The organism is Microcoleus sp. FACHB-672 (assembly GCF_014695725.1).
Lineage (GTDB): Bacteria > Cyanobacteriota > Cyanobacteriia > Cyanobacteriales > Oscillatoriaceae > FACHB-68.
Genome location: NZ_JACJOU010000013.1, coordinates 278,043 through 300,973, shown reverse-complemented (window position 1 = coordinate 300,973; position 22,931 = coordinate 278,043). Strand labels below are relative to the sequence as shown.

The 22,931-nt window shown below is 46.5% G+C and carries 16 protein-coding genes; 9 read left to right on the top strand and 7 right to left on the bottom strand.

Annotation, left to right across the window (positions count from 1 at the left end):
* The first annotated feature begins 104 nt into the window (after positions 1-104).
* Positions 105-1,625 (top strand): ATP-binding protein, encoded by a 1,521-nt coding sequence (locus H6F56_RS09110; RefSeq protein ID WP_190667011.1) that lies wholly within the window; start codon positions 105-107, stop codon positions 1,623-1,625.
* A 210-nt stretch (positions 1,626-1,835) separates the two neighbouring features.
* Positions 1,836-4,244, top strand: coding sequence for an EAL domain-containing protein (locus H6F56_RS09105; RefSeq protein ID WP_190667009.1), 2,409 nt, complete (start codon positions 1,836-1,838; stop codon positions 4,242-4,244).
* Positions 4,245-4,599: 355 nt separating this feature from the next.
* Here the strand turns inward: H6F56_RS09105 and H6F56_RS09100 are convergent, their stop codons facing one another.
* Positions 4,600-4,860, bottom strand: a complete 261-nt coding sequence (locus H6F56_RS09100) for a hypothetical protein (protein ID WP_190667007.1) — start codon at positions 4,858-4,860, stop codon at positions 4,600-4,602.
* A 244-nt stretch (positions 4,861-5,104) separates the two neighbouring features.
* Between H6F56_RS09100 and H6F56_RS09095 the strand changes: the two genes are divergently transcribed.
* Both H6F56_RS09095 and H6F56_RS09090 read left to right on the top strand, forming a co-directional pair.
* Positions 5,105-6,658, top strand: a complete 1,554-nt coding sequence (locus H6F56_RS09095) for a NupC/NupG family nucleoside CNT transporter (RefSeq protein WP_190667005.1) — start codon at positions 5,105-5,107, stop codon at positions 6,656-6,658.
* A gap of 94 nt (positions 6,659-6,752) precedes the next feature.
* Positions 6,753-7,361, top strand: a complete 609-nt coding sequence (locus H6F56_RS09090) for a DUF3318 domain-containing protein (protein ID WP_190667170.1) — start codon at positions 6,753-6,755, stop codon at positions 7,359-7,361.
* Positions 7,362-7,553: 192 nt separating this feature from the next.
* Here the strand turns inward: H6F56_RS09090 and H6F56_RS09085 are convergent, their stop codons facing one another.
* From H6F56_RS09085 to H6F56_RS09065, 5 genes are all read right to left on the bottom strand, one after another.
* Positions 7,554-8,942 carry a DUF1574 domain-containing protein gene (locus tag H6F56_RS09085; protein WP_242031923.1) on the bottom strand — a complete coding sequence of 463 codons (1,389 nt, stop codon included), beginning with the start codon at positions 8,940-8,942 and terminating at the stop codon, positions 7,554-7,556.
* 378 nt (positions 8,943-9,320) lie between these two features.
* Entirely contained in the window at positions 9,321-11,246 is a 1,926-nt protein-coding gene (locus H6F56_RS09080; RefSeq protein ID WP_190667002.1) for a glycosyltransferase family 39 protein, read from the bottom strand.
* A gap of 220 nt (positions 11,247-11,466) precedes the next feature.
* Complete coding sequence (locus tag H6F56_RS09075) at positions 11,467-12,708, bottom strand: glycosyltransferase (protein ID WP_190667000.1); 1,242 nt, start codon at positions 12,706-12,708, stop codon at positions 11,467-11,469.
* A gap of 137 nt (positions 12,709-12,845) precedes the next feature.
* Complete coding sequence (locus tag H6F56_RS09070) at positions 12,846-14,555, bottom strand: glycosyltransferase family 39 protein (protein ID WP_190666998.1); 1,710 nt, start codon at positions 14,553-14,555, stop codon at positions 12,846-12,848.
* 20 nt (positions 14,556-14,575) lie between these two features.
* The gene (locus tag H6F56_RS09065) at positions 14,576-15,787 is read right to left on the bottom strand and encodes an acyltransferase family protein (RefSeq protein WP_190666996.1); all 1,212 of its coding nucleotides are present in this window, start codon (positions 15,785-15,787) and stop codon (positions 14,576-14,578) included.
* A gap of 127 nt (positions 15,788-15,914) precedes the next feature.
* Here H6F56_RS09065 and cofH point away from each other — a divergent pair, with 127 nt between their 5' ends.
* From cofH to H6F56_RS09040, 5 genes are all read left to right on the top strand, one after another.
* A complete protein-coding gene (gene cofH / locus H6F56_RS09060) occupies positions 15,915-17,069 on the top strand; it encodes a 7,8-didemethyl-8-hydroxy-5-deazariboflavin synthase subunit CofH (protein ID WP_190666994.1) in 1,155 nt (384 codons plus the stop codon).
* Between the two features lie 254 nt (positions 17,070-17,323).
* Positions 17,324-19,141, top strand: a complete 1,818-nt coding sequence (locus H6F56_RS09055; RefSeq protein WP_190666992.1) for a DUF3352 domain-containing protein — start codon at positions 17,324-17,326, stop codon at positions 19,139-19,141.
* 133 nt (positions 19,142-19,274) lie between these two features.
* Positions 19,275-20,159: an ABC transporter permease gene (locus H6F56_RS09050; RefSeq protein WP_190666990.1), complete on the top strand. Its 885-nt coding sequence runs from the start codon at positions 19,275-19,277 to the stop codon at positions 20,157-20,159.
* 126 nt (positions 20,160-20,285) lie between these two features.
* The gene (locus H6F56_RS09045) at positions 20,286-20,846 is read left to right on the top strand and encodes a hypothetical protein (RefSeq protein WP_190666988.1); all 561 of its coding nucleotides are present in this window, start codon (positions 20,286-20,288) and stop codon (positions 20,844-20,846) included.
* Between the two features lie 373 nt (positions 20,847-21,219).
* Complete coding sequence (locus H6F56_RS09040) at positions 21,220-22,152, top strand: ROK family protein (protein WP_190666986.1); 933 nt, start codon at positions 21,220-21,222, stop codon at positions 22,150-22,152.
* Positions 22,153-22,163: 11 nt separating this feature from the next.
* Here H6F56_RS09040 and H6F56_RS09035 read toward each other — a convergent pair whose 3' ends face one another.
* Complete coding sequence (locus H6F56_RS09035) at positions 22,164-22,922, bottom strand: ABC transporter ATP-binding protein (RefSeq protein ID WP_190666985.1); 759 nt, start codon at positions 22,920-22,922, stop codon at positions 22,164-22,166.
* Positions 22,923-22,931: the final 9 nt, after the last annotated feature.

Sequence of the window (22,931 nt, the reverse complement as noted above, 5' to 3'; positions counted from 1 at the left end):
TAAATTAGTTTAATAAGCAAGTCAGGGTGCCGACTGAGAGATAGGTTCACTAAAAATTTTAATCGTTAAAAATTTTAGTGAAAACTTACAGGGAGACTTCAAGTATGGTTATGACCAACAGCCACAGATTTATAAGTGTTAGCACAAGTGAGCAAACCCAGGGCAAACACCTTACATTTAGAAGGGAAGCTACAGGAACTCACCAAGTGAAAGAGGCTAGCGGTTTACTCAATACGATTAGGCAAGCGCTTAACTGGCACCATGTACAACAGGATCTGCGACAGCATCAGCACCAGTTGCAACTGCTAGAGGCTCGTTTTCGCAATGTAATTAACAAAAACGCAGATAGCATTATCATCGTTAACTCTTTGGGACTGGTAAATTTTGCCAACCCAGCAACCGAATGTCTTTTTAACTGCAAGGTAGAAGATTTGGTTGGTCGATCACTGTTCGGCTCGTTTGTTGTAGAGAAACCGGCTTGTGAGATTGATACAACAATTATGCCGGGTGGAGGGGCAGCCGGCACCGCAGATACACGAATCGTGCAAACACAAGTTGATATTACCCCCCTCAATGGCGATAAAGCTGTTGCAGAAATGCGAGTGGTTGAAACTGAATGGGAAGGAGAAATCGCTTTTCTAGTCTTGCTGCGTGATATTACCGCACGTTTGCGTGCAGAAGAAGCACTGCGGCAGTCAGAAGCTCGATTTAGAGAACAAGCACAGCAGTTGCAACAAGCTTTAGACAATTTGCAGCAAACTCAAGCCCAGCTTGTTCAAACCGAAAAAATGTCGTCTCTGGGGCAAATGGTTGCCGGTGTTGCCCACGAAATTAATAATCCCGTTAACTTTATTTACGGCAATCTCACCCACGTCCGTCAGTACACAAAAGACTTACTCGAATTGGTAGAACTTTATCAGCAGAACTATCCCAACCCAGTGCCGGAAATTCAAGAAAAACAGCAAGAAATTGATGTAGATTTTATCATGCAAGATATGCCCAACCTAGTCTCTTCAATGCAGGTGGGAACCGAGCGCATCCGTCAAATTGTCATCAGCTTACGGAATTTCTCCCGGCTGGATCAAGCCGAGAAGAAGCCGGTGAATATTCATGAAGGAATTGACAGCACACTGCTGATATTGCATAGCCGGCTCAAAGCAAACCCGGATCGCCCTGAAATTGAAATCATCAAAGAATATGGCGAACTTCCTTTAGTCGAATGTTACGCCGGCCAGATGAATCAAGTCTTTATGAATATTCTCAATAATGCCATAGACGCCCTTGAAGAATCTGCCGGCAGCGAACAAACTGCCCAGAAACCACAAATTCGGATTCACACATCTGTAGAAACAGAGAATAGGGAACAGGAAACAGGACAAAAAGACCCCCCAATACTCAATTCTCATATTGTGATTCGGATTGCTGACACCGGCAATGGAATGACCGAAGAAGTCCGCAACAGATTATTTGATCCCTTCTTTACAACAAAACCCGTGGGCAAAGGAACTGGGCTTGGGCTTTCAATCAGTTATCAAATTGTCAGAGAAAAACATAGCGGTCAATTAAAATGTACTTCATCGCCGGGAGAAGGATCTGAATTTGTCATTGAGCTGCCCCTTCACTAAAAATCGCTGTGAACTTATCAGACATATAAGGAAAGCTTAGTCACTTTACCTGTTAAGAAGGCAAAGAAAAGGAGAAATAAAGATGCTTTTTTGTACTTGGGGCACTTTCTAACAGCAAAGCCCTCTAAAATAACAAAAATTGAGCGCGGTACGCAGCAAGGGCTGGAAAACACCAAAGCAGTGCCGCTGATGTGCGGATATAAAAATTTTATGATGCTCCAAGAACCAAAAAACGAAGCAATTAAGAGTGATGCTGGCCGGCAGTACGATCCGGCAGCAGTCTTTGCAGAAATACCGCACTTAGCAGCCCGCATTTGCGGCACGTCGATGGCATTGTTGTATTTGATTGATGGCACCCGATACGCTTTTAATTTAGAACTGCTAGAAGTTTCGCTGTGGGAGGTGGACTTTTGGGCGCACACCGTTGTGCAGCCTGATGTATTAATTGTTGGAGATACTTCCCAGGATGTCCGCTTCGCCAACAACCCGAAGGTGACTTCATCCCCTTACATTCGGTTTTATGCCGGCGTTCCCTTAATCACCGCAGAGGGGCAAGCAGTCGGGGCGTTATGTGTATTAGATTCAGTGCAGCGAGAGTTAAGCCAGTTGCAACTAGATGCCTTGCAGGGACTCAGCCGGCAAGTGATCGCTCAAAGAGAGTTACAGCGTCATTTCAGCGATTTAACGCAGACAGCCCTCCAGTGCCACCAAAGAGAAAATTCGCGCCCTTATGCTGAGGGAGAATACCTGACGGTTTTAGAGCAAGTTCAGGATGGGATTTTTATTCTTCAAGGAAGTCAACTGCTGTTTGTCAATCAGCCATTTGCCAAGATGCTGGGTTACACGGTGGCAGAATTGAAAGGAATGGATTTTTCCGCACTGGTGGCACCAGAAGATCGCCGGAAGTTGAGCCATACCAACCGGCGTGGGCGGGCTAAAGTTTCAGAACCGCAAACCTCTGATTTCCGGCTACTGCACAAGCATCAGGCTAATCCAATTAGGGTATCGGTGAAAGTTGCTCCGATTTCATATCAGGGCGGTGTGGCAAGTCTGGGGCTTGTGAGAATGATTCATCCAGGCCGGCTGGTTGCCGGCAGAGACGGGAGATTTGCGGTGCCGGCTCTCCCTGACAGTTATTACGATTTACTGACAGGACTGCTCAATCATGCTGGGTTGCTGAAGTGCGTCGAATTTGCCATCGAGCAGTCAAAGCAACAGCCTAGCAATGGCTTTGCCGTGCTGTTTCTCAATATTGATCACTTTAAACGAATCCAATACAGCCTGGGATACCGGCTGGGAGAGCAATTACTCGTGGCTTTTGCTCACCGGCTGCAAACTTGCTTACGAGCCGGTGATCCCATCGGACATCTGGGATCGGATGAGTTTGGGATTGTCGTACATCACATCAAAAATATTGCTGACTCGCTCGCCATTGCTGAGCGGCTGCACGAATCCCTAAAAGTGCCTTTTCTCATCGAGAGGCAAGAAGTATTTATTACAGTCAGCATTGGGATCGCCCTCAGTGCGGGTTTGCAGGCTGAAGTAAGCAGCCGGCTGCTTTTACAGGACGTTGCAGCCCATCAGTGCCAAACCAAGGCGGAATTAGACACCACAGCGAACGGTGTTGTGCCCTTGCGCCCCCCCGCCCGACGTTTAAAGGATCTACCCGCCCAACAGCGCCCAGAAGATTTACTGCGCGATGCCGGTGTTGCCATGTACAGCGCTAAAGCACAAGGCAAAGCCAACTCTCAAGTGTTTAATGCCGGTATGCATACGCGTGTCTTAGCCGGCTGGCGGCTAGAAACCGACTTACGGCGAGCCATCCAAGAAAACTTTGATTTATCAAGTAAAACTTCTAAATTCACCGCCCATTCAAAATTTTTACTGCACTACCAGCCGATTGTCTCCCTCACCACCGGCACCATAGCGGGGTTTGAGGCGCTCGTGCGCTGGCTGCACCCAGAGCGAGGTTTGGTTTCGCCAACAGAGTTTATTCCCGTGGCAGAACAAACCGGCTTAATTGTCCCCTTGGGGGCATGGGTGCTGCGCGAGGCGTGCCTTCAGATGCGCTGGTGGCAGGAGCAATTTCCAGCCGCCCAGCAGATGACAATGAGCGTAAATTTATCTGGCATTCAGCTTTCGCAGCCGGCTTTACTTGCTCAAATTGACGAAACGCTGCAATATACCGGCATCCAGCCTAGTTGTTTAAAACTGGAGATTACCGAAAGCGTGGTGATGGATAATACCGATGCGGCAACCGCTGTGCTAGAGCAACTTAGAGATAGAAATATCCAGCTGTGCATTGATGATTTCGGCACCGGCTATTCCTCATTGAGCTATCTGCGCCGGTTTCCGATTAATACCTTAAAAATTGATCGCTCTTTTGTCAGCGCCATGTGCGATAAAGCGGAAAACTCAGAAATTGTGCGGGCAATTGTAATGTTGGCAAATAATTTGGGGATGCAGGTAGTGGCTGAAGGAATCGAAACGCCGGCCCAACTGCAACTGCTTTCAGGATTACAGTGTGAGTATGGACAGGGCTATTATTTCTCAAAACCGATGGATAGCGAGACTGCCGGTGCCTTAATTTCGGCCCCATCTGCTAACTTTGGAGGATAAATTAAAATTTCTAATTTGCTGAGTAGACATTTAGCTGTAAAACTCATAAACCGAATCGATGAGTCTTAGTTAAAGAACAAAGCAAACAAAAAAATAATCTAGATTTTTTAAGTTTTGCTTAAAATTTTCTTTCAAAGAGATTAAGCTTTATTTATAAAATGCTTAAGTGTATTAGAATTATCTGCAAATTTTAAATTCAAACAATTAACCTTTACAAAAAATGTGAGAATTTGATTTGAAGGAGTCTTTTAAGGCTCTCATTTTATTTAATTGGCAGCAAAAAATCTGTTTACAGCATAGCAAAAGAAGGGTAAAATTTGTGAATTCAAAATTCAAAATTCTCCCCTCTCTTGCTTTAGAAATCTTCCATGATGTCCGGCTTTTTCAGATTGGAGGGTGGGCGATCATTACTCCACGCCCACCAAACACAACCGCACTGACACTGGTAAAATTCCTGCCATTTTCGGCGATGATCCTCTGTATACACCGGCGATCGCCGGTTAATCCAAACTCCCTGCGCTTCCATCGCAGACGCTTTGCAGTTAGGGCAGCAGAACTCGTGGGCGTGAATCCCCTGGGATGTCCATTCAGGCGGGGTTGGCTCAAAAGCATCCATGCATCATTCCTCAGTGCAGTTACCAATTATCAGCTTTGATGCCAGTCTCAATCTGGTGAAGTGGCTTTGCTAAATGTATCAGAATCTTAAGTTTTGGAGACATTAGTGTATTACCTGACTATTCTAGATGGCTTGGAGGATTGTCGCGCTTGGTTTTACCTGCCGAGATCAAATCAGCCAGATACCGATGGCACCGGCAGCGGAACGGGTAAGCATTCGTCATAAAATTGCAAGGATTCAGCTCATGCCTCATCCGATCTATCTCAACATCATCTCGTTTTTTGGAATCTTTGGCTTATGCGCGATCGCATGGCTTTTTTCCGAACACCGCCGAATTATTCCCTGGCGCGTCATTATATCCGGCATTGCCTTGCAATTAATTTTAGGCGCGTTTGTATTTATGTTTCCGCCGACTAGGAGCGCCCTACAGGCATTTAGTAACTTACTAGACGGTGTTTTTCTGGCGGCTGATACCGGCGCAAATTTTGTATTTGGGAAAAATCTGGTTCCGCTGCCTACTAGGCCGGCAGATGTCAATTTAGGCTATGTCTTTGCATTTCGAGCCTTGCCTACCGTCATCTTCTTCTCAGGATTGATGGCCTTGCTCTACAACATCGGGATCATTCAAATTGTAACCGAGGTGTTTGCCAAAATATTTTATGCCACCATGCGCTTGAGTGGGGCTGAAGCTTTAAGCGGGGCAGCTAATATTTTTGTGGGTATTGAAGCGGCCATTGTGGTTAAGCCTTATTTGCCTAAAATGACTCGCAGTGAACTCTGCGCGATTTTATCGTGTTGTTTTGGCACCGCCGCTTCTTCAACCTTGGCTATTTATGTGAGTTTCTTAAGGCCGGTTTTTCCCAACATCTTGGGACACCTAGTATCTGCCTCAATTATGGCAATACCGGCTTGTTTTGTTTTATCAAAAATTTTAGTGCCAGAAACCGAAGTTCCCCTGACTGCTGGCGGAATTCCCAAAGAAGAAAAACCAGACAAAACCGAGAAGAAATTCACCGGCACAGAACTCGGCGGGCAGGGTTTAGATGCAGCACTAGATGAAGAACCAGAAGACATAAAAATGGAAACAGTGGGTGGAGAACCCATCGAGCGAGTGAGTCCATTGGATGCGGCAATTGTGGGAGCGCTGGATGGGGTTAAAATGGCTGTAGCTATCGCTGCTGTGCTGATTTTAATCTTAGGCTTGGTATCTTTAATCAATCAAATCTTTGGGGGGCTAGCAGGCTTACCAAGTCCAATTGGAGACATTTTTAAGGTTGTCACCTTACAAAATATTCAAGGCGTCTTATTTTATCCCCTGACTTTGTTAACCGGCGTTCCCTTTAATGAATCTTGGACAGCATCAGTTATTATTGGGCGCAGACTCTTAGAAACAGCAATTCCTCCCTATCAAGCACTAGCAGAAGCCGCTAAAGCCGGCGCGATAAGTAATCGCACAGTGTTAATTGTCAGCTATGCCCTGTCTGGATTTGCTCACTTAGCTTCCGTGGGAATTTTTGTCGGAGGTACAATTGCCTTAATTCCCTCACGGCGCAAAGATATTTCAGAACTCGGTTGGAAAGCTTTATTTGTTGGCACCCTAGCAACAATGATGATCGCCTGTGTTGCCGGCGTATTTGACACCGGCAGCGCCAGTATTTTAGGTGACAAAACCGCACCCATCAGTGCGCCGGCTGTCGCCCCCTCGCCAGCTGCCCCCACCGCCGCACCTTTACCCACAGCGCCGGCTGCTAAACCACCCACACCCGCCCTTAAACCTTCACCGAATCGCAACCGTTAGATAATATTGGGAATGGGGCATGGGGGATGGGAAATTTCTCCACTCTCCCACTCTCTGACTTTCCCACTCTCCCACTCAGCACTCAGCACCCATGATCGAGCCTGGATCTGAAATTCAACGCCTGCTAGACTTAATGCCGGCTTCTGGTCGGATGCGGACTAAAATTGTTAGTAAACCGCAGCAACCTCTAGTCATTGACAGCCCTTTTCCCCTGCCTTGGGCGCAAGATCGGCCTATTTTTATTAATTTTGATCTGTGGGGGCGGCTGCCGAAACCGCAGCGAGATTTGCTGTTGCTGCGTACTGTTAGTTGGCTAACTGAAATTAGATGGTTTAAGCCAGATTTATATCAAGGATTGGTTGTTGGTGGAGTTTTTGGCACCTTTGTGGAGTTGATCCAGGGAGATGCTGTGGGTGTGATTGTTGCCGGCGGTTTAAGTGCACTTGCCGGCAGCCAAATTTGGCGATCTTACCGTAGTTCTCAATCTGAAGTTGATGCGGATCAAGTGGCTATTGGTGTTGCCCTGCGGCGCGGTTATAGTGAAGCTGAAGCGGCTGCTCACTTGTTAGGGGCAATTGAGTCTGTTGCTAAAATTGAAGGACGTGCCGGTTTGAATTTTACTGAGTTAATTCGCTGTCAAAATTTAAGAGCGATTGCCGGTTTTTCTTCTGTAGGTATTCCTGATGCGATGAAGCGGGAATGAAGACCGAAAAATTTATTTTTTTAACTGCAGATGCACGCAGATAAACGCAGATAATTAGAATTATTTTGCATTTTCTTTTCGTTCTGAGGCCGAAGACTCGGCTATTTGGTAAGTTAATTTTTTATTTTTTTTAACCGCAGATGCACGCAGATAAACGCAGATGGGCTTGACTGTTAGATGCAAAGGTAATTCTTAGTTCCTAATGTTTCGGGGCCAAGGAATATTTGAGTCTTGAGCTAGTTGTTTGGCGACGGCTGCGGCTCCGATTACGTTAAGATGACTGGGGTCAGAAAAATTATTATTTTGGGTTAAATTTTTCTGGGAAAGGTTGCGAAAGATAAATCCTTTGGCATCTGCTTGACGTTGCATATTTTGCACGAATTGCTGTTCGGCTGATTTTCGTGTTGGGTCTAAGTAATCTTGCGTTAGGGGGAGATTGACGAAAATTAGGGGGATTTTGCGAGTGTTTGTGAAATAAATTATTTCGTTAAGGGCTACGGCTTGCTGTCCTTTTAATTGAAAGGCTGTATAGTCGCTGTCATACAAACCTGAAACTCGCGGATTCTGCTGATAGTAAATAGCAGGATTGAAGCGGTTAGAAACGGATAGAAATCCATTGGCATCAATTGTATTAGCCGGCTCATCTAGAAATTTAAAATTAAAGATTGAAGAGTGAAAACTGCTCCCTTCCAGCTTTTGATCTAGCTGCTTCTCAAATTCATTAAATTGTTTATTTGTTAGGTAAAAAAAGTCTGTTTTGGTGGTGCCGGCAGCGACAACTTGCTGTGGCCGTTGCCAAATCTCATCTAAACTCAGACGAGGCCGGTTTCCCCTAACTAACCGCTGATAGCCGGGAGAAGAGAGGATCGCATCATACGTCCGATCTGGCCGGCCACTGTTAAACGCGCGTGCCCCATCTGCCCACAAAATGAGTCGTGGTAACTGCTGGGGGGTCAAAAGTTGTCTCAACTGAAAATCAACGACTTGGGCAGTCGCCCCATTCACCGCAAAATTAAAAATTTGCAGTCCCGGATAACCTTGCTGGGCCAAGGCTTGCTGGAGTGCGCTCGGATCGATGCCCTGTAAGGCACGGGAACTCCCCACAATTAAAATATCGGGTGGGCCGATGGCTGCCAAGTAGGATAGATACAGCAGCAATTGCTCATCAAGGACTTCACTGTTAAACGTCGGTAAGGGAACGTTAGAACGTTTACCAGCAGCTTTTTGTTGGGCAATGGTGAAGTTCCGCAAAAAATACTCAACGACTTTTTTCTGGGCGAAGGCGCGTTTCGGGCTGGCTGGCGGCACGGCTTGCATCCACGTAGCCGCCTCCAGCCACGCCACAGCAACGTCGTTCCATTGTTGAAGCGATTTGGCTGTTTGAGCTAAATTTGCCGCCCTGGTAGCGCTTCTAACGCCCTCTGCAAAGGGATCGGATTGGGGTTTAGCAGCAGGGGGCGGGGTTGCTGCGACTGCCGGCACCCCTAAACTGGCGTTGGAAGTAGAGTCAGATAGACTCATGGCGGTGGATGGTGCGGGGGTACAGATGCCGGCTAGCGCGAGGATTGCTATGATGGCCATCTCATATCGGAAAGGGAGCAATAAGCGGCTACGCATTTAATTTTTGGTTGGGGGCGAGGGGAAGAGTGGGAGAAAAATTTAATAGTTCGGTTCTTTGCCTAAAATAGCGAATGAGATGCGCCTTAGCTTATTCGTGTAGTGATCTGGTCTGGATACATATATTTTGCTTAGTCAGCGCAATTTCTTGGCCGGGATTGTTAGCAGTCTGGCGCACCTACAAAGGTAAAGCCGATGTGGAGATTTATAGTTCTCTTCTTACTATCTAATCAGTGATTAAACAAGACTTTAGACGCTGTTTCCGGAATATACTGAGTAAAAATCCTGAGTTTGAAAATAAAATAAAACGTAGTTGAAGCGTGAGCCGATTGAACAATCTATTTAAACTTTAGTAGAGCGGCAGTGATAAAGCTGATAGTTGTAGCCATCCACCGGCGGCAGCTTGCGAGCGTCTAAAGTACAATTTTGGGGATTTAAGTTTGCCGGCACTTTGAAATTCACCAACCACAGATCCGCAGAAGAGAAAGTTTTTAGTGTTTTCTGGAGTGTTTTAGCAGCTAAGCACATTTCACCTTTACAATCCGGTTTCTTTTGATGCGCCAAAAGAAACTGGATATTTGCCTGAGAATTTAAGTCGGCAAGACGTTTTAATTCCCAAGCTAGTCCCATCATTTCACCTGTTTGCACATGGTTTTGATGTGTGGTTGCAATCAAGACGACGGTTTTTGTATCGCTTTTTCCTTTGCTAATAGTTGTCTCACGCTTTGTTTGATAAGCTTGTTGAATAATCGGAACCAACAGATCGGGCCTATAATATTTTTGATAGCCTAAATTTATTGCCACGGTCAACCCACTTAAAAATCCCACCAGTAAAATAAGTACAACGGCTATTTTTCCACCGGCAAAGATTTTAAATGAGGCAAGGCTACGCCAACTGAAAGATATGGGAATTGAAGATTGCCGGATTTCTCCCTTTTCCCCATTTCTAGGCTGAGAAGTTTCCCAGCAAGCCGCTAAACTCACGCCTAGCAAAGCGATCACGGCAGGGAAGTAAACGAAATGATACCGAGCACCGCGAGTCAGATCGATGCCAAAGCCGTAAGTAATGATAAAAAATAGCGCGATTACACTTAAGACAAGCCCAGCTAAAACAGCGGTAACTGTGCGGTTTGCCGGCGTTGTCAATTGATTTTTAAAACCCCGCCACAAGATAGGTGATGCCCAAAATATGAAAATCAGCATCACTGCCCCAGAGACAACCGCTACCGACAATACCGGCGACTCCACTGGCAGCAAAAGCAGCATCGTCACCCAAGCAGCCAGCGCTTGAAATAGGGGGCTAATCCAGGCTAATCCCACGCGTGCACCACTGTAAATCCATTCTGTCAGCCCGCCGTCATCTGAGCTACTTTGCCACACCGGCAACCAAACTAAACAACCGGCTAAAGTGCCGGCGGCAACTGCAAAAAGGGTTTTGAGGGGGAGAAACGGAGGAGGCAAATTATTTTCTTGATCAATTTCAGGAATGCGGGTTCTCTTGCGATTTTGATGCAAAATAAGCGCCAGTAAAACGGTTCCTTCAGCGCAAAGCGTAAAGCTAAAAAAGTAATGAACGGCAATCCCTAAACTGTTAACCGCGACCCAAATAAATGCCCCCCAAACCGGCATTGATCTGTGCTGATCAATGCACTGTACCGCGATAATTAGGCAACTAAGCGAAGCAATCACCAGTAGAATAGCTAAGGTATAGTGACGGGCTTCTTGCGCCAAATAAATGCCGTAGGGAGAAATTGCCATCACGGCTGCTGACAGTTGCCCTATCAGGCGGGAACGGAAAGCTAGTCGGCTAAATCCATATATCGCCGGAATTGAGAGCACACCCAAAAGTGCCGGTAAACCTCTTACCACCCACAGCGAGACGTATTCGCCGGCTGGGGGAAATAAATGCATCCACAGGTTAGCCAATATAAAATAAACCGGCGGATGATTACTTTCACCCAGTAAGTGATGAATGACGTTTTGTACTGAAGTAATTAAACCTGTATTTGTAAATGCCGGTTGTAGGGGTTCTAGTAAAACATTTAATGGAATCGCTTGATCGAGAGGAACCGTGCGAAAACTGTTCCCCAAACTGAACACCATTGTAGAAAATTCATCCGTCCAAGGAGACTTTCTATCGAGTTGGGTAAAACGTAAGCCGGTGCCGGCAGCCACCCACACTAAAAGCAATAGCCCTTGAAAATATAAAGAGGAACCGTGAAAAGTAGAAATACTTTTTCCCCTTTGCTTCCCGCCTTCATCCTTCATCAAATTTATCTTATAAGTCCTGATTTATAAATTTTAATTATACTTAATACGAACTTACATCAAACCTACATCCCTATTTATAGCACTCATAAATCGGTTGTCATATTTCTAGCGAGCAAGGTTCCCGTACTACAGGATTTTTAGGGTAATGATCTTTAACCAATCACAGAGTAGGGCTATATCATTTGCGGTTATAAAAAAAAATAAATTGCCTAAAATTCTATTTTTTATCAACTTCCGTCACGCGCCAACTCAGCTTCAAATTAATCCAGAAATTCCAGCAAGTTACCACTCCAATTGCTATCAAATTTGCCAAATACTGATTAATTTTCAATACATTAAATAAGAAATTCAAAAATATCACATTTAAAATCAGCCCTCCCAAACAAATCAAATTAAATTTTAACAATCGTTTCAAACGTTGCCGATTTCCCTGCTGCTTGCTAGAAACATCGCCAAAAGTCCAACGGTCATTCCATAAGAAATTGTTAATAATTGCCACTTCTGCGGCTACAATTTTACTGCGAGTTAGAGGCCAATCAAAAGTGCTGGTATCGTGCAGCAGATAGAGTACCCCCATATCCACAAACACCCCACTCAATCCCACTATAGCAAAACGCAGAAAACGCTCAACCGGCCATAGGGAAAAGCGCAACCGCAGCAGGTGTTGGAGATATTCTAAATATTGTTTCCAGGTTACCTTACTTTCGCCTTCTTGGCGTTCTTGAAAGACATAGCCGACTTCAGCAATCCAGCGAATCTTTCCGCGTCCTAAAACCTCAATCAAAATCTTATAACCGAGTGGATTCATAACCTTGCCGGCAATCACATCGCGGCGTACCAAAAAATAGCCGGTCATTGGATCTGAAACTCGACTAATCACCTCCGGCAGCATAATTAAACCCAACAACTGAGCACCGCGAGATAAAAACCGGCGCATTAAACTCCAATCACTCACGCCGCCGCCTTCCACATGACGGCTAGCGACTGCCAAATCTGCACCTCGTTCTATTTCTGCTAATAGTTTTAATAGCACTTCTGGCGGGTGTTGGAGATCAGCATCAATCACCCCCAAAATCTCTCCTCTTGCCGCTTGCCAACCGCGAATGACTGCGGTGCAAAGTCCCCGTTCTTCCTGACGCCGCATCACTCGCAATTGAGGATATTCAGGCATCAATGCTTGAGCCAATTTCCAAGTAAAATCTGGGCTATCGTCATCCACGACAATTAGTTCATAATTATTGGGAATGACCTGATCGAGTAACTCGCTCAATTGCTTAATTATTTCCTGAATATTTCTCCCTTCGTTATAAGCTGGAATTACTAGAGAAAAATAAATCGGTTGTTCGCTGAGTGCCTGAGAATAAGACTCGCTGTTATCAGTGAGCCTTGATGCCATTTGAGGAACTTCTAAAGATCCTGCCGGCATAGGTAAAAGAAACTTGGATTTGCTGGCACTCATGTCGATTTTACATTTTAGATTTTAGATCGCCGCTCAATAGAAAAACAAAAAAAATTATAATTTTCTCGACTTTTAGATCAAGAGAAAATCAATTTTTGAAAAAGCAATTAACCAAAGATGATAACATTAAAGAAGCTTTAATGATCGGCAGAACGAGTGTAAAGGCTGAGTCTGAATTCATCAAGATCCATCGTCCCTGAGAGAGACTGCTGCTGAATCAGTTGAAACCGGCTGTTTAACACCTGTTTAACTTGCTGTCTTTCAGCCTCAGTTGCCGGCTTCGACCATACCGGCATCGCACTTTCTAGCCAGACAATACGAGAATATCGCGAACCCTCAGACTTGAGAACCTTTTCTAATGTATTGGGCAACTGGTTAGATTCTTGCGCCAACAGATTCACCGGCATTGTCGGCGAAATATAATAAGCCAAACGCATCACATGACCCCAAGCTTGAGAGTTCATCGCAATTAAGGTAGGCGTAGTGGGTTGCTGTGCGATAACATCGGCAATTTTATGGAAGACCCAGCGCTGCCGCAAACTATAATCGCCAATACTGACGCTCAAATACAATAGCAATAACACTGCCACTGCTGGTTTGCGCCAGCGCGAGGCAGCCTTTTCCACCCACACAGCCAGCAACAGCAAGCAGCCTGGTAAAACCCAAATCATACTGCGTCCCCAGCCAAAACCCACGGTAAACTTGCCGGTGACGATATCAACTGCCAGCGCCAGCAATAGGGGCAGCAAGCTTAATAATAGTGAAAGTTGAACGATGGGAATTCTCCCTCTCTCTCCCCTTGCCTGACGCCACAGACTCACGATCACCCCAGCAAGCACCCCCATTACACCCACTCCCACGATCACACGGCTTGCCGGTGGCAAACTTGTTACCCAGTCTCCTAAGAGTAGGTGAGTCCCCAAGGTTTGGGCGACATCCTGAAAATGCTGTATGATGCGGGCAATCAATCCTGCCGGTGCGTTAAACCGCTGAAAGTCGGCGTTGCGGAGTTGCTGGCGCGTGCCCCAAAGTATCCAGGGGACGGATAATAGAATGCCGGCGGCTAAATTTAATGCGTGTTGCCACCACCGGCATCTATCTAAATAAATCGCGATGATTGCTAAAGTAATGATCCAGTAAATATATAAATAAAATGTCAATATTCCTGCGGTGACTGAGGCAATTAACAAGATATCCCAGAAAAATATAGGAAATTTTGTTGCCGGCATTCCGGAATTTTGAGATTTTTGATTAATTTGAATTTTAATTCGTTGAAGCAACGCCCATGTGCTGAGGGAAATCCACAAAACGAGTGGTGCATACATTCGCACGTTTAGGGAGTGAAATAAATAAAACGGATTTGTTGCTAAAAGCGCAGCGAGTAAAAGTCCGCCACGATGTCCTAAAATCGTTTTCCCCAATCCATAAGTGCATCCAATTGCGGCAATACTTAACAAAGCATTCAGGCTACGCATAGCGATTTCACTGTTTCCAACAAGGCGTAACCAAAAATGCTGACTGAGAAAAAATAGAGGTGGGTGAGGTTCTCCGCCAACTAATCCTCTTAGCAGGCTAATGAGAGTTTTTAGGGCCTCTGGAATTGTAATTTCTGCCGGCAACTTTAATAATGAACTATACTTCGATAAAATAACCGGCGTCTCTTCTGGGGATTGATAAGCAAGTTTTTGTCCTGTGGATAGCATTAAAGATAGAATTTCATCATACCAAAATTCACGAGTTCCTAAATTAATCAAGCGCAGCATAATCCCAATGGCAATGGCTGCGATGAGTAAATGTTCGAGTGACGGGTGAAACGGCTGTTTATATAGAGAGCGACTTTGATTCATCACGGCTTTTAAAGGTAAATTTAACTGCTGATTTTCAGCGATGTTTTTTGGCTAAGCAATCGGTAACTATAATCAAATAATCCTCCTAAACCGCAGGTAATTGCTACAACGATAAAAAATCGCAGCCAGTAAAACGAGAGTAGAGGAGTTAAAATTGCCCACAGCGCAACCATAAAGTTCATATGGGAGAGATAAATACCATAAGAAAGGTTCCCAAGCGTTGCTAAACCGGCTTTCCCCCACGGAATTAGACTCATCGTTTGAAACAATAAGCAAAATTCTCCAACGCCTATCAAAATATCTGCGGGAATTCTGAGAACCATCCAACCTTCAGAGGAAGCCCAATCAAAACCCACACCCACAACCCACATAAGTGCAGTTAGCCAAATCCAGCGTTTTTCCAGTAGTAATTTTTGACTCCACCGGCACACCCCCTGAAAATTTTTCGCCGCCGGTTCTAAAAGAGTTACCGCAAGTACAATTCCAAAGACAAATCCAAAGAGACGCGTCGGAAAAAAAGCGCCACGCAATAAAACATCTGTCGCTATTTCATTTAGGGAAAGCCCAATAATTAACGTCCGGTATAATAAAGTGATTACCAAAGAAATAATAAGTAAACTTGACCATCCCCAACGTTTTCCAACCCAAACCAGTAGCGGAAAAATTAAATACAATTGAACCGCTAGTCCTACATACCACCAAGCTGCATTCAGAAAGAAATAGTAATCTAAACTAAAATTTCGCAAAGTTGTGAAACTCGCAAAACTTGCCAAGATTGGATCAAATCCCCCTCGATTTAATACCTCACGCCCAAAGGGAACCCAAGCCGGCTGCACCCACGCCAAAATCAGCGCCAAACCATGCGCCAACCAATAAAGCGGAAATAATCGCCAAAGTCTGCGTCGCCAAAATTTTAAAATATCAAATATGCGAAACGTGTTGCCGGCACCTTTCCCCCCTCGCCACCAAGAAGACGCCAACCCAAAACCACTGGCAATAATAAAAATATGAACCCCATACTCTCCCAGCAAGCAAAAAATATTTAAGACTGCCTCTAATAACCCCTTGATCCCCTGATTTAAAGATGCCGTATAAACCTGAGAAAAGAGCAACCAGCCTTTAGAATAGCCCCATAAATGATAAGTAACAATTGTAAAAATTGCCCATCCCTTAAATGCCGGTAGCAGTTGGCTTAGACGCTGGTAATTTGGCGGCAACGTTTGACTGATCATAGTAACAAAAACGTTTTATCCTAACAAGTTATAACGAATTCTAAATTTTGCAATTCCCTAACCTCCGCCTCACCCACAGAATAGCCTGCCAAAATAAAAGAAATCATTGGCTATTTTCTAAAACGCTGTGAAAACTCAAACTGTTGATGCAATTCTAAACCGTGCCTTAACCGGCACCGATATTTCCCCCGAAGAAGGAGTCGCACTCCTGAAACAAACAGAACCGGCAGCCATCGCAGCCATTCGCCAAACCGCCGACGAACTCCGGCGCAGACAAGCCGGTGAAACTGTCACCTACATCATCAACCGCAATATTAACTTTACAAATATCTGCGAACAGCACTGTAGCTTCTGCGCCTTTCGCCGCGATGACGCAGAGGAAGGCGCGTTTTGGCTGGATGCCGGCAAAATCCTCGAAAAAGCGACAGATGCAGTGCGACAGGATGCCACAGAAATTTGTATGCAGGGGGGATTAAACCCTCAAGCAAAGGTTGCCGGTTCCTCTTTGTCGTTTTACCTGCAATTGGTGAAAATAATCAAAGATGAATTTCCCCAACTGCATTTGCACGCCTTCTCTCCCCAAGAAGTGCAATTCATTGCCAGAGAAGATGGGCTGAGTTATGCAGATGTCATCGTAGCGCTGCGGGATGCCGGTGTTGGTTCAATGCCAGGAACCGCTGCAGAAGTGCTGGAAGATCGGGTGCGGCGCATTATCTGTCCAGAAAAACTCGATAGCAACACCTGGCTAGAAATTGTAGAAACAGCTCACCGCTTGGGTTTGCCGACAACAAGCACCATGCTATGCGGACATATTGAAACCCCAGAGGAGCAAATCAGCCATTTAGAAAAATTGCGTCTACTTCAGCAAACCGCCATAGACCGGCAATATCCCGTCCGCATCAGTGAATTTATTCTCCTGCCTTTCGTGGGAGAAATGGCACCGGCACCTTTGCGGCGTCGGGTGGGACGCGATCAGCCGCTTCTTGCCGATACACTCCTACTCACAGCCGTGTCTAGAATCTTTTTAGGAAATTGGATAGCCAACCATCAACCCAGCTGGGTTAAACTCGGTCTTGCCGGCGCGACAGAAGCCCTTAAATGGGGTTGTAACGACATTGGCGGCACCTTAATGGAAGAACACATTACCACAATGGCCGGTGCCCAAGGCGGCAGTTGTCAGACAGCAGAAGCCTTACAGGCAGCGATCCACTCCTTGGGACGTCCTGACCGGCAGCGGGATACATTGTATCGTCCTCTGTCAGTTTTGAGTGCTGGATGCTGAGAGCTGAGTCCTGAGTTCTGAGTGCTAAGTGAGGTAAAGAAAGACTTTAGTCGCACAACTGATGTTGTGAGTGGTTCGTTTAAAAGCGGTGTTGGCTTCAACACCGCACGCCTCTTATCTTCTCCCCACAGCGTTTATTGAACCAACTGTATTAAGGGTTGGAACCGGGCGAGATTGATCGCCATCAATTCCGCAGACCCTGGTAAATTGACAATTGCACCGGCTACCCTGTCTGAGCGACCATTTCTGACTCTATGATTGACAAAATAAAAACTGCATTTGAGAAACCCAACTCTGCCCGCCTGCTGACGGTGGGGGCTGCCGTCTTGTTAATTGGTGGCGGGATCGCAGCTTATTGGGCATTGGTTCAAAAAACCCCTTTAGGAAATACCCCTGTCGGTTCCACCATTGTCCCCCAAGACGCATTTGCCGCCGTTTCCCTAAGTACCAATCCCGGTCAGTGGCAGCAGTTGCGACAGTACGGCACCCCAGAAAGCCGAGCACTTCTTGATGGACAACTGGCCCAGTGGCGCGATAACTTGTTGAGCGTCAATGGCTACAACTATGAGAAAGATATCCAGCCTTGGGTAGGGCGAGAGGTAATGATTGCTTGGTTATCGCCTCAACTCGTCGCCTCAGCCACCTCTCCTGCCCCCAATGCCGCAGCCTCCATCGAAAATGCCCTCATGATCGTGCTACCCATTAGCAACGCAGGGCGGGCGAAACAACTGTTAGAAAAACCTAAACCCCCAGCCCAGGGTCAGTGGGTTGAGCGCACTTACAACAACATCAAAATAAGGGAAATACAAGGCGCGCAGGCTCAAAGATACTCAGCCGCGATACTTGATGATCGCTTCCTCGTCGTTACCACCAACCCAAGAGCAACAGAACTGGCAATTGATAGCTATAAAGGCGGCCCCTCCCTAGCTAGAACCCCTGGATACCGTGAAGCGTTAAATCAAATCGAGACATCTGGGCCATTCGCCAGAGTTTATATCAATGTGCCGGCGGCTGCGGATGTTGCCGCCATTCATTCCGTGCGAACGATTCCTCCGCAAGCTAGGGCGCAACTGCAACAAAATCAGGGAGTCGCCACAACAGTTAACCTGCAGCCTGAAGGCATAAATCTTAAAGCGGTTTCTTGGCTAAAACCAGATAGTGAGAAAAAGCAAGCCGTAGAAAATAAAGCCCAGGGAATGCTCAGCCGGCTGCCGACAGACACCTTAATGATGGCCTCGGGCAGCAATTTGCAGCGGATGTGGCAAGATTACACCGAAGGTGCCGAAGCCAACCCCCTGACACCCTTCGACCCTCAATGGCTGCAAAAAGCCATCACATCTAACACCGGCTTGAATTTAGAAAAAGACTTGCTGGCATGGATGGCCGGGGAATTTTCCTTTTCCCTAATTCCCGCCGCTCAAGGAACGACGACACAGTTTCCGGCTGGGCTAGTCTTCATGGTGCGTTCAAGCGACCGCCGCGCCGCAGAGAATGCCCTCAAACAGCTAGATCGGGTGATGAGTGATCGATACAAATTTAAGGTTGAAGAGGCGAAAATTGGCAATCAGCCGGTCGTCAATTGGACTTCCCAATTTGGTGCCTTGACACTTACTCACGGTTGGTTAAATGGCAATGTTGCTTTCTTGACAATGTTTGCGCCGGTTGCCGGTGGCATCGTTCCCAAACCGCCAACCCCTCTAGCAGCTTCTGAACAATTCCAAAAAGCTGTTCCCACAGAACTTGAATCCACCACCGGCAACTTTTTCATTGATGTAGATCGCCTGGTAAACAATAAACAATTTTTCTTCCCAGAACTGCCGCCGGCGCAACAAGCCGTCGTGAATGGGATTCGCACCGTTGGGCTAACAGCAGCCATTAGCAACGCACGCAGCACTCGCTACGATATCTTTATGATGCTGAAACAGCAAGGCAAACCAGGCCCATTTCCCAGCCCTTCCAAAGCTATCCCCTCTCCAACGCGCATCAGTCCGCCCAAACAGCAGATAAAACCCAGTCCATCGCCCACCACTTTGCCGGCAACGCCCCAAGCGTCTCCGAAGCCGTCTCCTTAATTGAGAGGGTGATGGGGTAAGGGGGTGAGAAGTAAAATTTCTGACTTCTTTAACTTGTGGCGAAATCTTGCTGAAGACTGATTCAGAATTCTGTCAAAATAAGCAGCGTATCTTGCTGAGAGTGAATATCTAGATGGCTCCTAACAGACTGCCCCTGCCTCAATTCTTGCGTCGTGCCGGTAAATCCAGCCTTTCGATGCAAATGATGGGGGTGGGTATTGTGCTGACACTTCTATTTGTCTTTATTGCCCTCTTAGCACCGGCTTTCCAGAGTTGGGGGTGGCTGCAAAACCCAACAGAATTTCTCAGTAACCCCATCCACCAACCTCCCTCTCCCGGCCATTGGTTTGGCACCAGCAGGCAAGGTTATGATGTGTTTTCACGCACCCTATTCGGCAGCCAAGCAGCGTGGCAAGTCGTAATTTTGGCAACAGCACTCAGTTTAATTATTGGCGTCCCCCTTGGCTTAGTCAGCGGTTATTTAGGGGGAAAAGTGGATCGGGTGTTGCTATTTTTTATGGATACAATTTACACCTTACCCGGACTGCTGCTATCAATTACCTTGGCGTTTGTTGTCGGGCGTGGAGTATTGAATGCAGCGATTGCTTTGAGTATTTCTTACATTCCCCAATACTATCGCGTTGTGAGAAATCACACCCACAGTGTCAGAACCGAACTGTTTGTTGAAGCTGCCCAAGCAATGGGCGCATCTACCTGGACAGTTCTCACGCGTTACTTATTTCTTAACGTCATTCAAAGCGTGCCGGTGTTATTCACCCTCAACGCTGCTGATGCCATTCTGACATTAGGAGGCTTAGGATTTCTCGGTTTAGGTTTACCCGAAGAAACAGCAGAGTGGGGACACGATTTGCGGCAGGCGCTAGAAGCACTTCCCACTGGCATCTGGTGGACGGCTTTATTTCCAGGTTTAGCAATGACACTCATGGTTGTCGGGTTGTCTCTGGTGGGTGAAGGGTTGAACGAGTTCGTCAATCCTAAATTGCGGCAGCAAAGTTAAGACAGACAAAATTAAATGGGGCAGGGGGTAAGGCTGCGTCAACCTCTAGCCTCTACCCCGGAAATATCACACCGGCTGTTGTATCTCTATCTAGCCTCAGAGTGATAATTTCTTAGGAATATGTCAATGCAAATTAATCGATCTCTCCTAAAAGCCGCTATTTTTTTAGCCCTGGTTCCTGTCGCAGTGGCAGGAATGTTATGGTCTTTTAAAGAACAGCAAACTCGCCAGCAACTCAGTCCCAATTCCAACACCAGCACCGCCAATTCCTCTTCAAACCCAGTCAAACAGTCGGTTCATCCAGACGAACCAATTGATGATACGCTCAATCAAAGATTTACATTTGAAAATTCCTTAACCAGAACTCAACAAATTAAGGAAGCCCTAGAAAGCTTTCGGCAATTAACAGATACCAGTAAAGCAAAACTGGGAAAATCTGCGATTGCCACAGTCAAAAACACAGATCCAGAAACGCAAACTTTGGGATTTTACAATTGGGTTGGCTCAGTTGAAGGAACCCTGATAAAACAAAACTACCAACTCAAAAAACTAGAATTTGAACTCGCACAAAAACAATATCAAGACAAAGAAATTAGCCAAACAGAACTAGACAAGAAATCAGCCGATTACCGCAAAGCCGAACAAGAATTTCAAACATTTTTGAAAAGCTTCACTATTGCCGATTAAATATACCCCTTCAAAAACAAAAAAAATGCCTTCAAAACAGCCAACTCTAAACCTCATCTGCGTTTAATCAAAAAACCCAAACCTCAGCAACCAATCCTAAACCCATCTGCGTTTATCTGCGGTTAAAAAATCTTAATTCCAAAATCTCTGCCACTCACCCTAAACCCATCTGTGTATGCCTGACGGCACGCTACGCTATCATCTGCTGTAAAAAAAATAAACCTTGACATTTTAATAAGCTTACTATCTCATCCAACAAACTAAACCCCTAATCCCAGCTTCAACCCGTTATCTGAAAACCCACTCAAAAAAGCCAGATAAATCTAAAATCTAAAATCGTACAATAAGGCAAAAGCGATTACAGGTTGCACTTATGAGCGCAGACGCCGGCGTTGTAATAAAAAAGGGCATCAGCCCAGAAGTCATTGGCATAGATTTAGGGGGCACAGCCATTAAATTGGGGCGATTTAGCCCAGATGGTAAATGCCATCATTCCTTAAGCGTGGAAACACCCCAGCCGGCAACACCTGAAGCAGTTTTAGGCGTCATGGTGGACGCAATTGGGGAACTAGATCCAAAGGGCAAATGCGTGGCCATCGGCGTTGGGACACCAGGGCCAGTCGATATCGGCTCTCGCGTGGCCAAAGTCGCAATTAACTTAGCCGGCTGGGAAGATGTCCCCTTAGCTGACTGGTTAGAAGACAAAACCGGCAAACCGACAATTTTAGCCAACGACGCCAACTGTGCCGGTTTGGGAGAAGCTTGGTTAGGTGCCGGTCGCCAGTTTGACAACCTCATCGTCCTGACTTTAGGCACTGGCGTTGGCGGTGCCATTATCCTTAATGGTGAGCTATTTGTGGGCCGCACCGGCGCTGCCGGAGAGTTGGGTTTAATTACCCTAGACCTTTACGGCCCAGAATGCCACAGCGGCAACCGGGGTTCTTTAGAGCAATTTGTTTCAGTTCAAGCCATTCGCCGGCGCACAGGGCAAGAACCGGCAGAACTTGGCCACATGGCAAAAGCTGGCAACCGGCAAGCATTAGATTTTTGGGAAACTTACGGACATCATCTGGGTGCCGGTTTAGCTAGTCTCATCTACGTGCTCACCCCAGAAGCGATTATTATTGGCGGCGGCATCAGTGCCAGTGCTGAATTTTTCCTGCCGGCAACCCTATCAGAAATTGAGCGGCGAGTTCTGCCGGTGTGCCGCCCAGGTTTACAGCTATTAACGGCTGAATTGGGGAACCAAGCCGGTATTGCCGGTGCCGCGAAATTGGCTTGGCAGGTGGTTGGGGCTAAGGGTTAGCCCTTCAATGATTAACTCCACTCTTGAGCTTCTCTGGCTTCTGCTTGGATGAGGGTTTGGCGCAGCTGAACCCAGTCAATTTGCTGCGCCGGCATATCTTGAATGAGTTCCCCCTGTTGCAGGTAGAGGATGCGAGTGCAAAATTCTTTGGCCAAATCCAGCTGGTGATTGGCCATTAAAATTGTTGTTTGTGTGGTTTCCGCCAGTTCAGTGAGAGTCGTGATCAACTTCGCCCCCCTGCCGGCATCAAGGGCGGAAGTTGGCTCATCCAGTAATAAAATTTTCGGTTGCAACGTCAGCGCCCTGGCGATGGCAACGATCTGTCGCTGCCCTGCCGATAGCTGCACTTCTGTGCGCCCCAGCCACTCATTGGGAATATGCAGACGCTCAACCCAAGTTAAGATGCGTTCGGTAATCGCTTGTGCGCTCATGCCTTGCAACTTCAAAGGATACTCTAGGGCATCTCGCACCGGCATCCCTAAAAGTTTGGACTCTTGCAAAACCAGCGTCACCTGCCGACGCAACTCGATTGTAGGGATTTGCCGATAAGCTCGATCTTCCAGATAAATCGCTCCCTGAGTGGGTTCGCTGAGCCGGTTGAGCAGCCGTAACAAGGTAGTTTTCCCGGCCCCAGATGGCCCAATCAGCGCCACTCGTTCTCCTGGTTTAATTTCAAAGGAAATGTCTTTGAGCAAATAGTGCAAACCCACGGAAGCAGTCACGCTGACTTGATCAAGCCGCAATTGGGCGCTTGGGACAGTTGATACCATGAAGGGTTA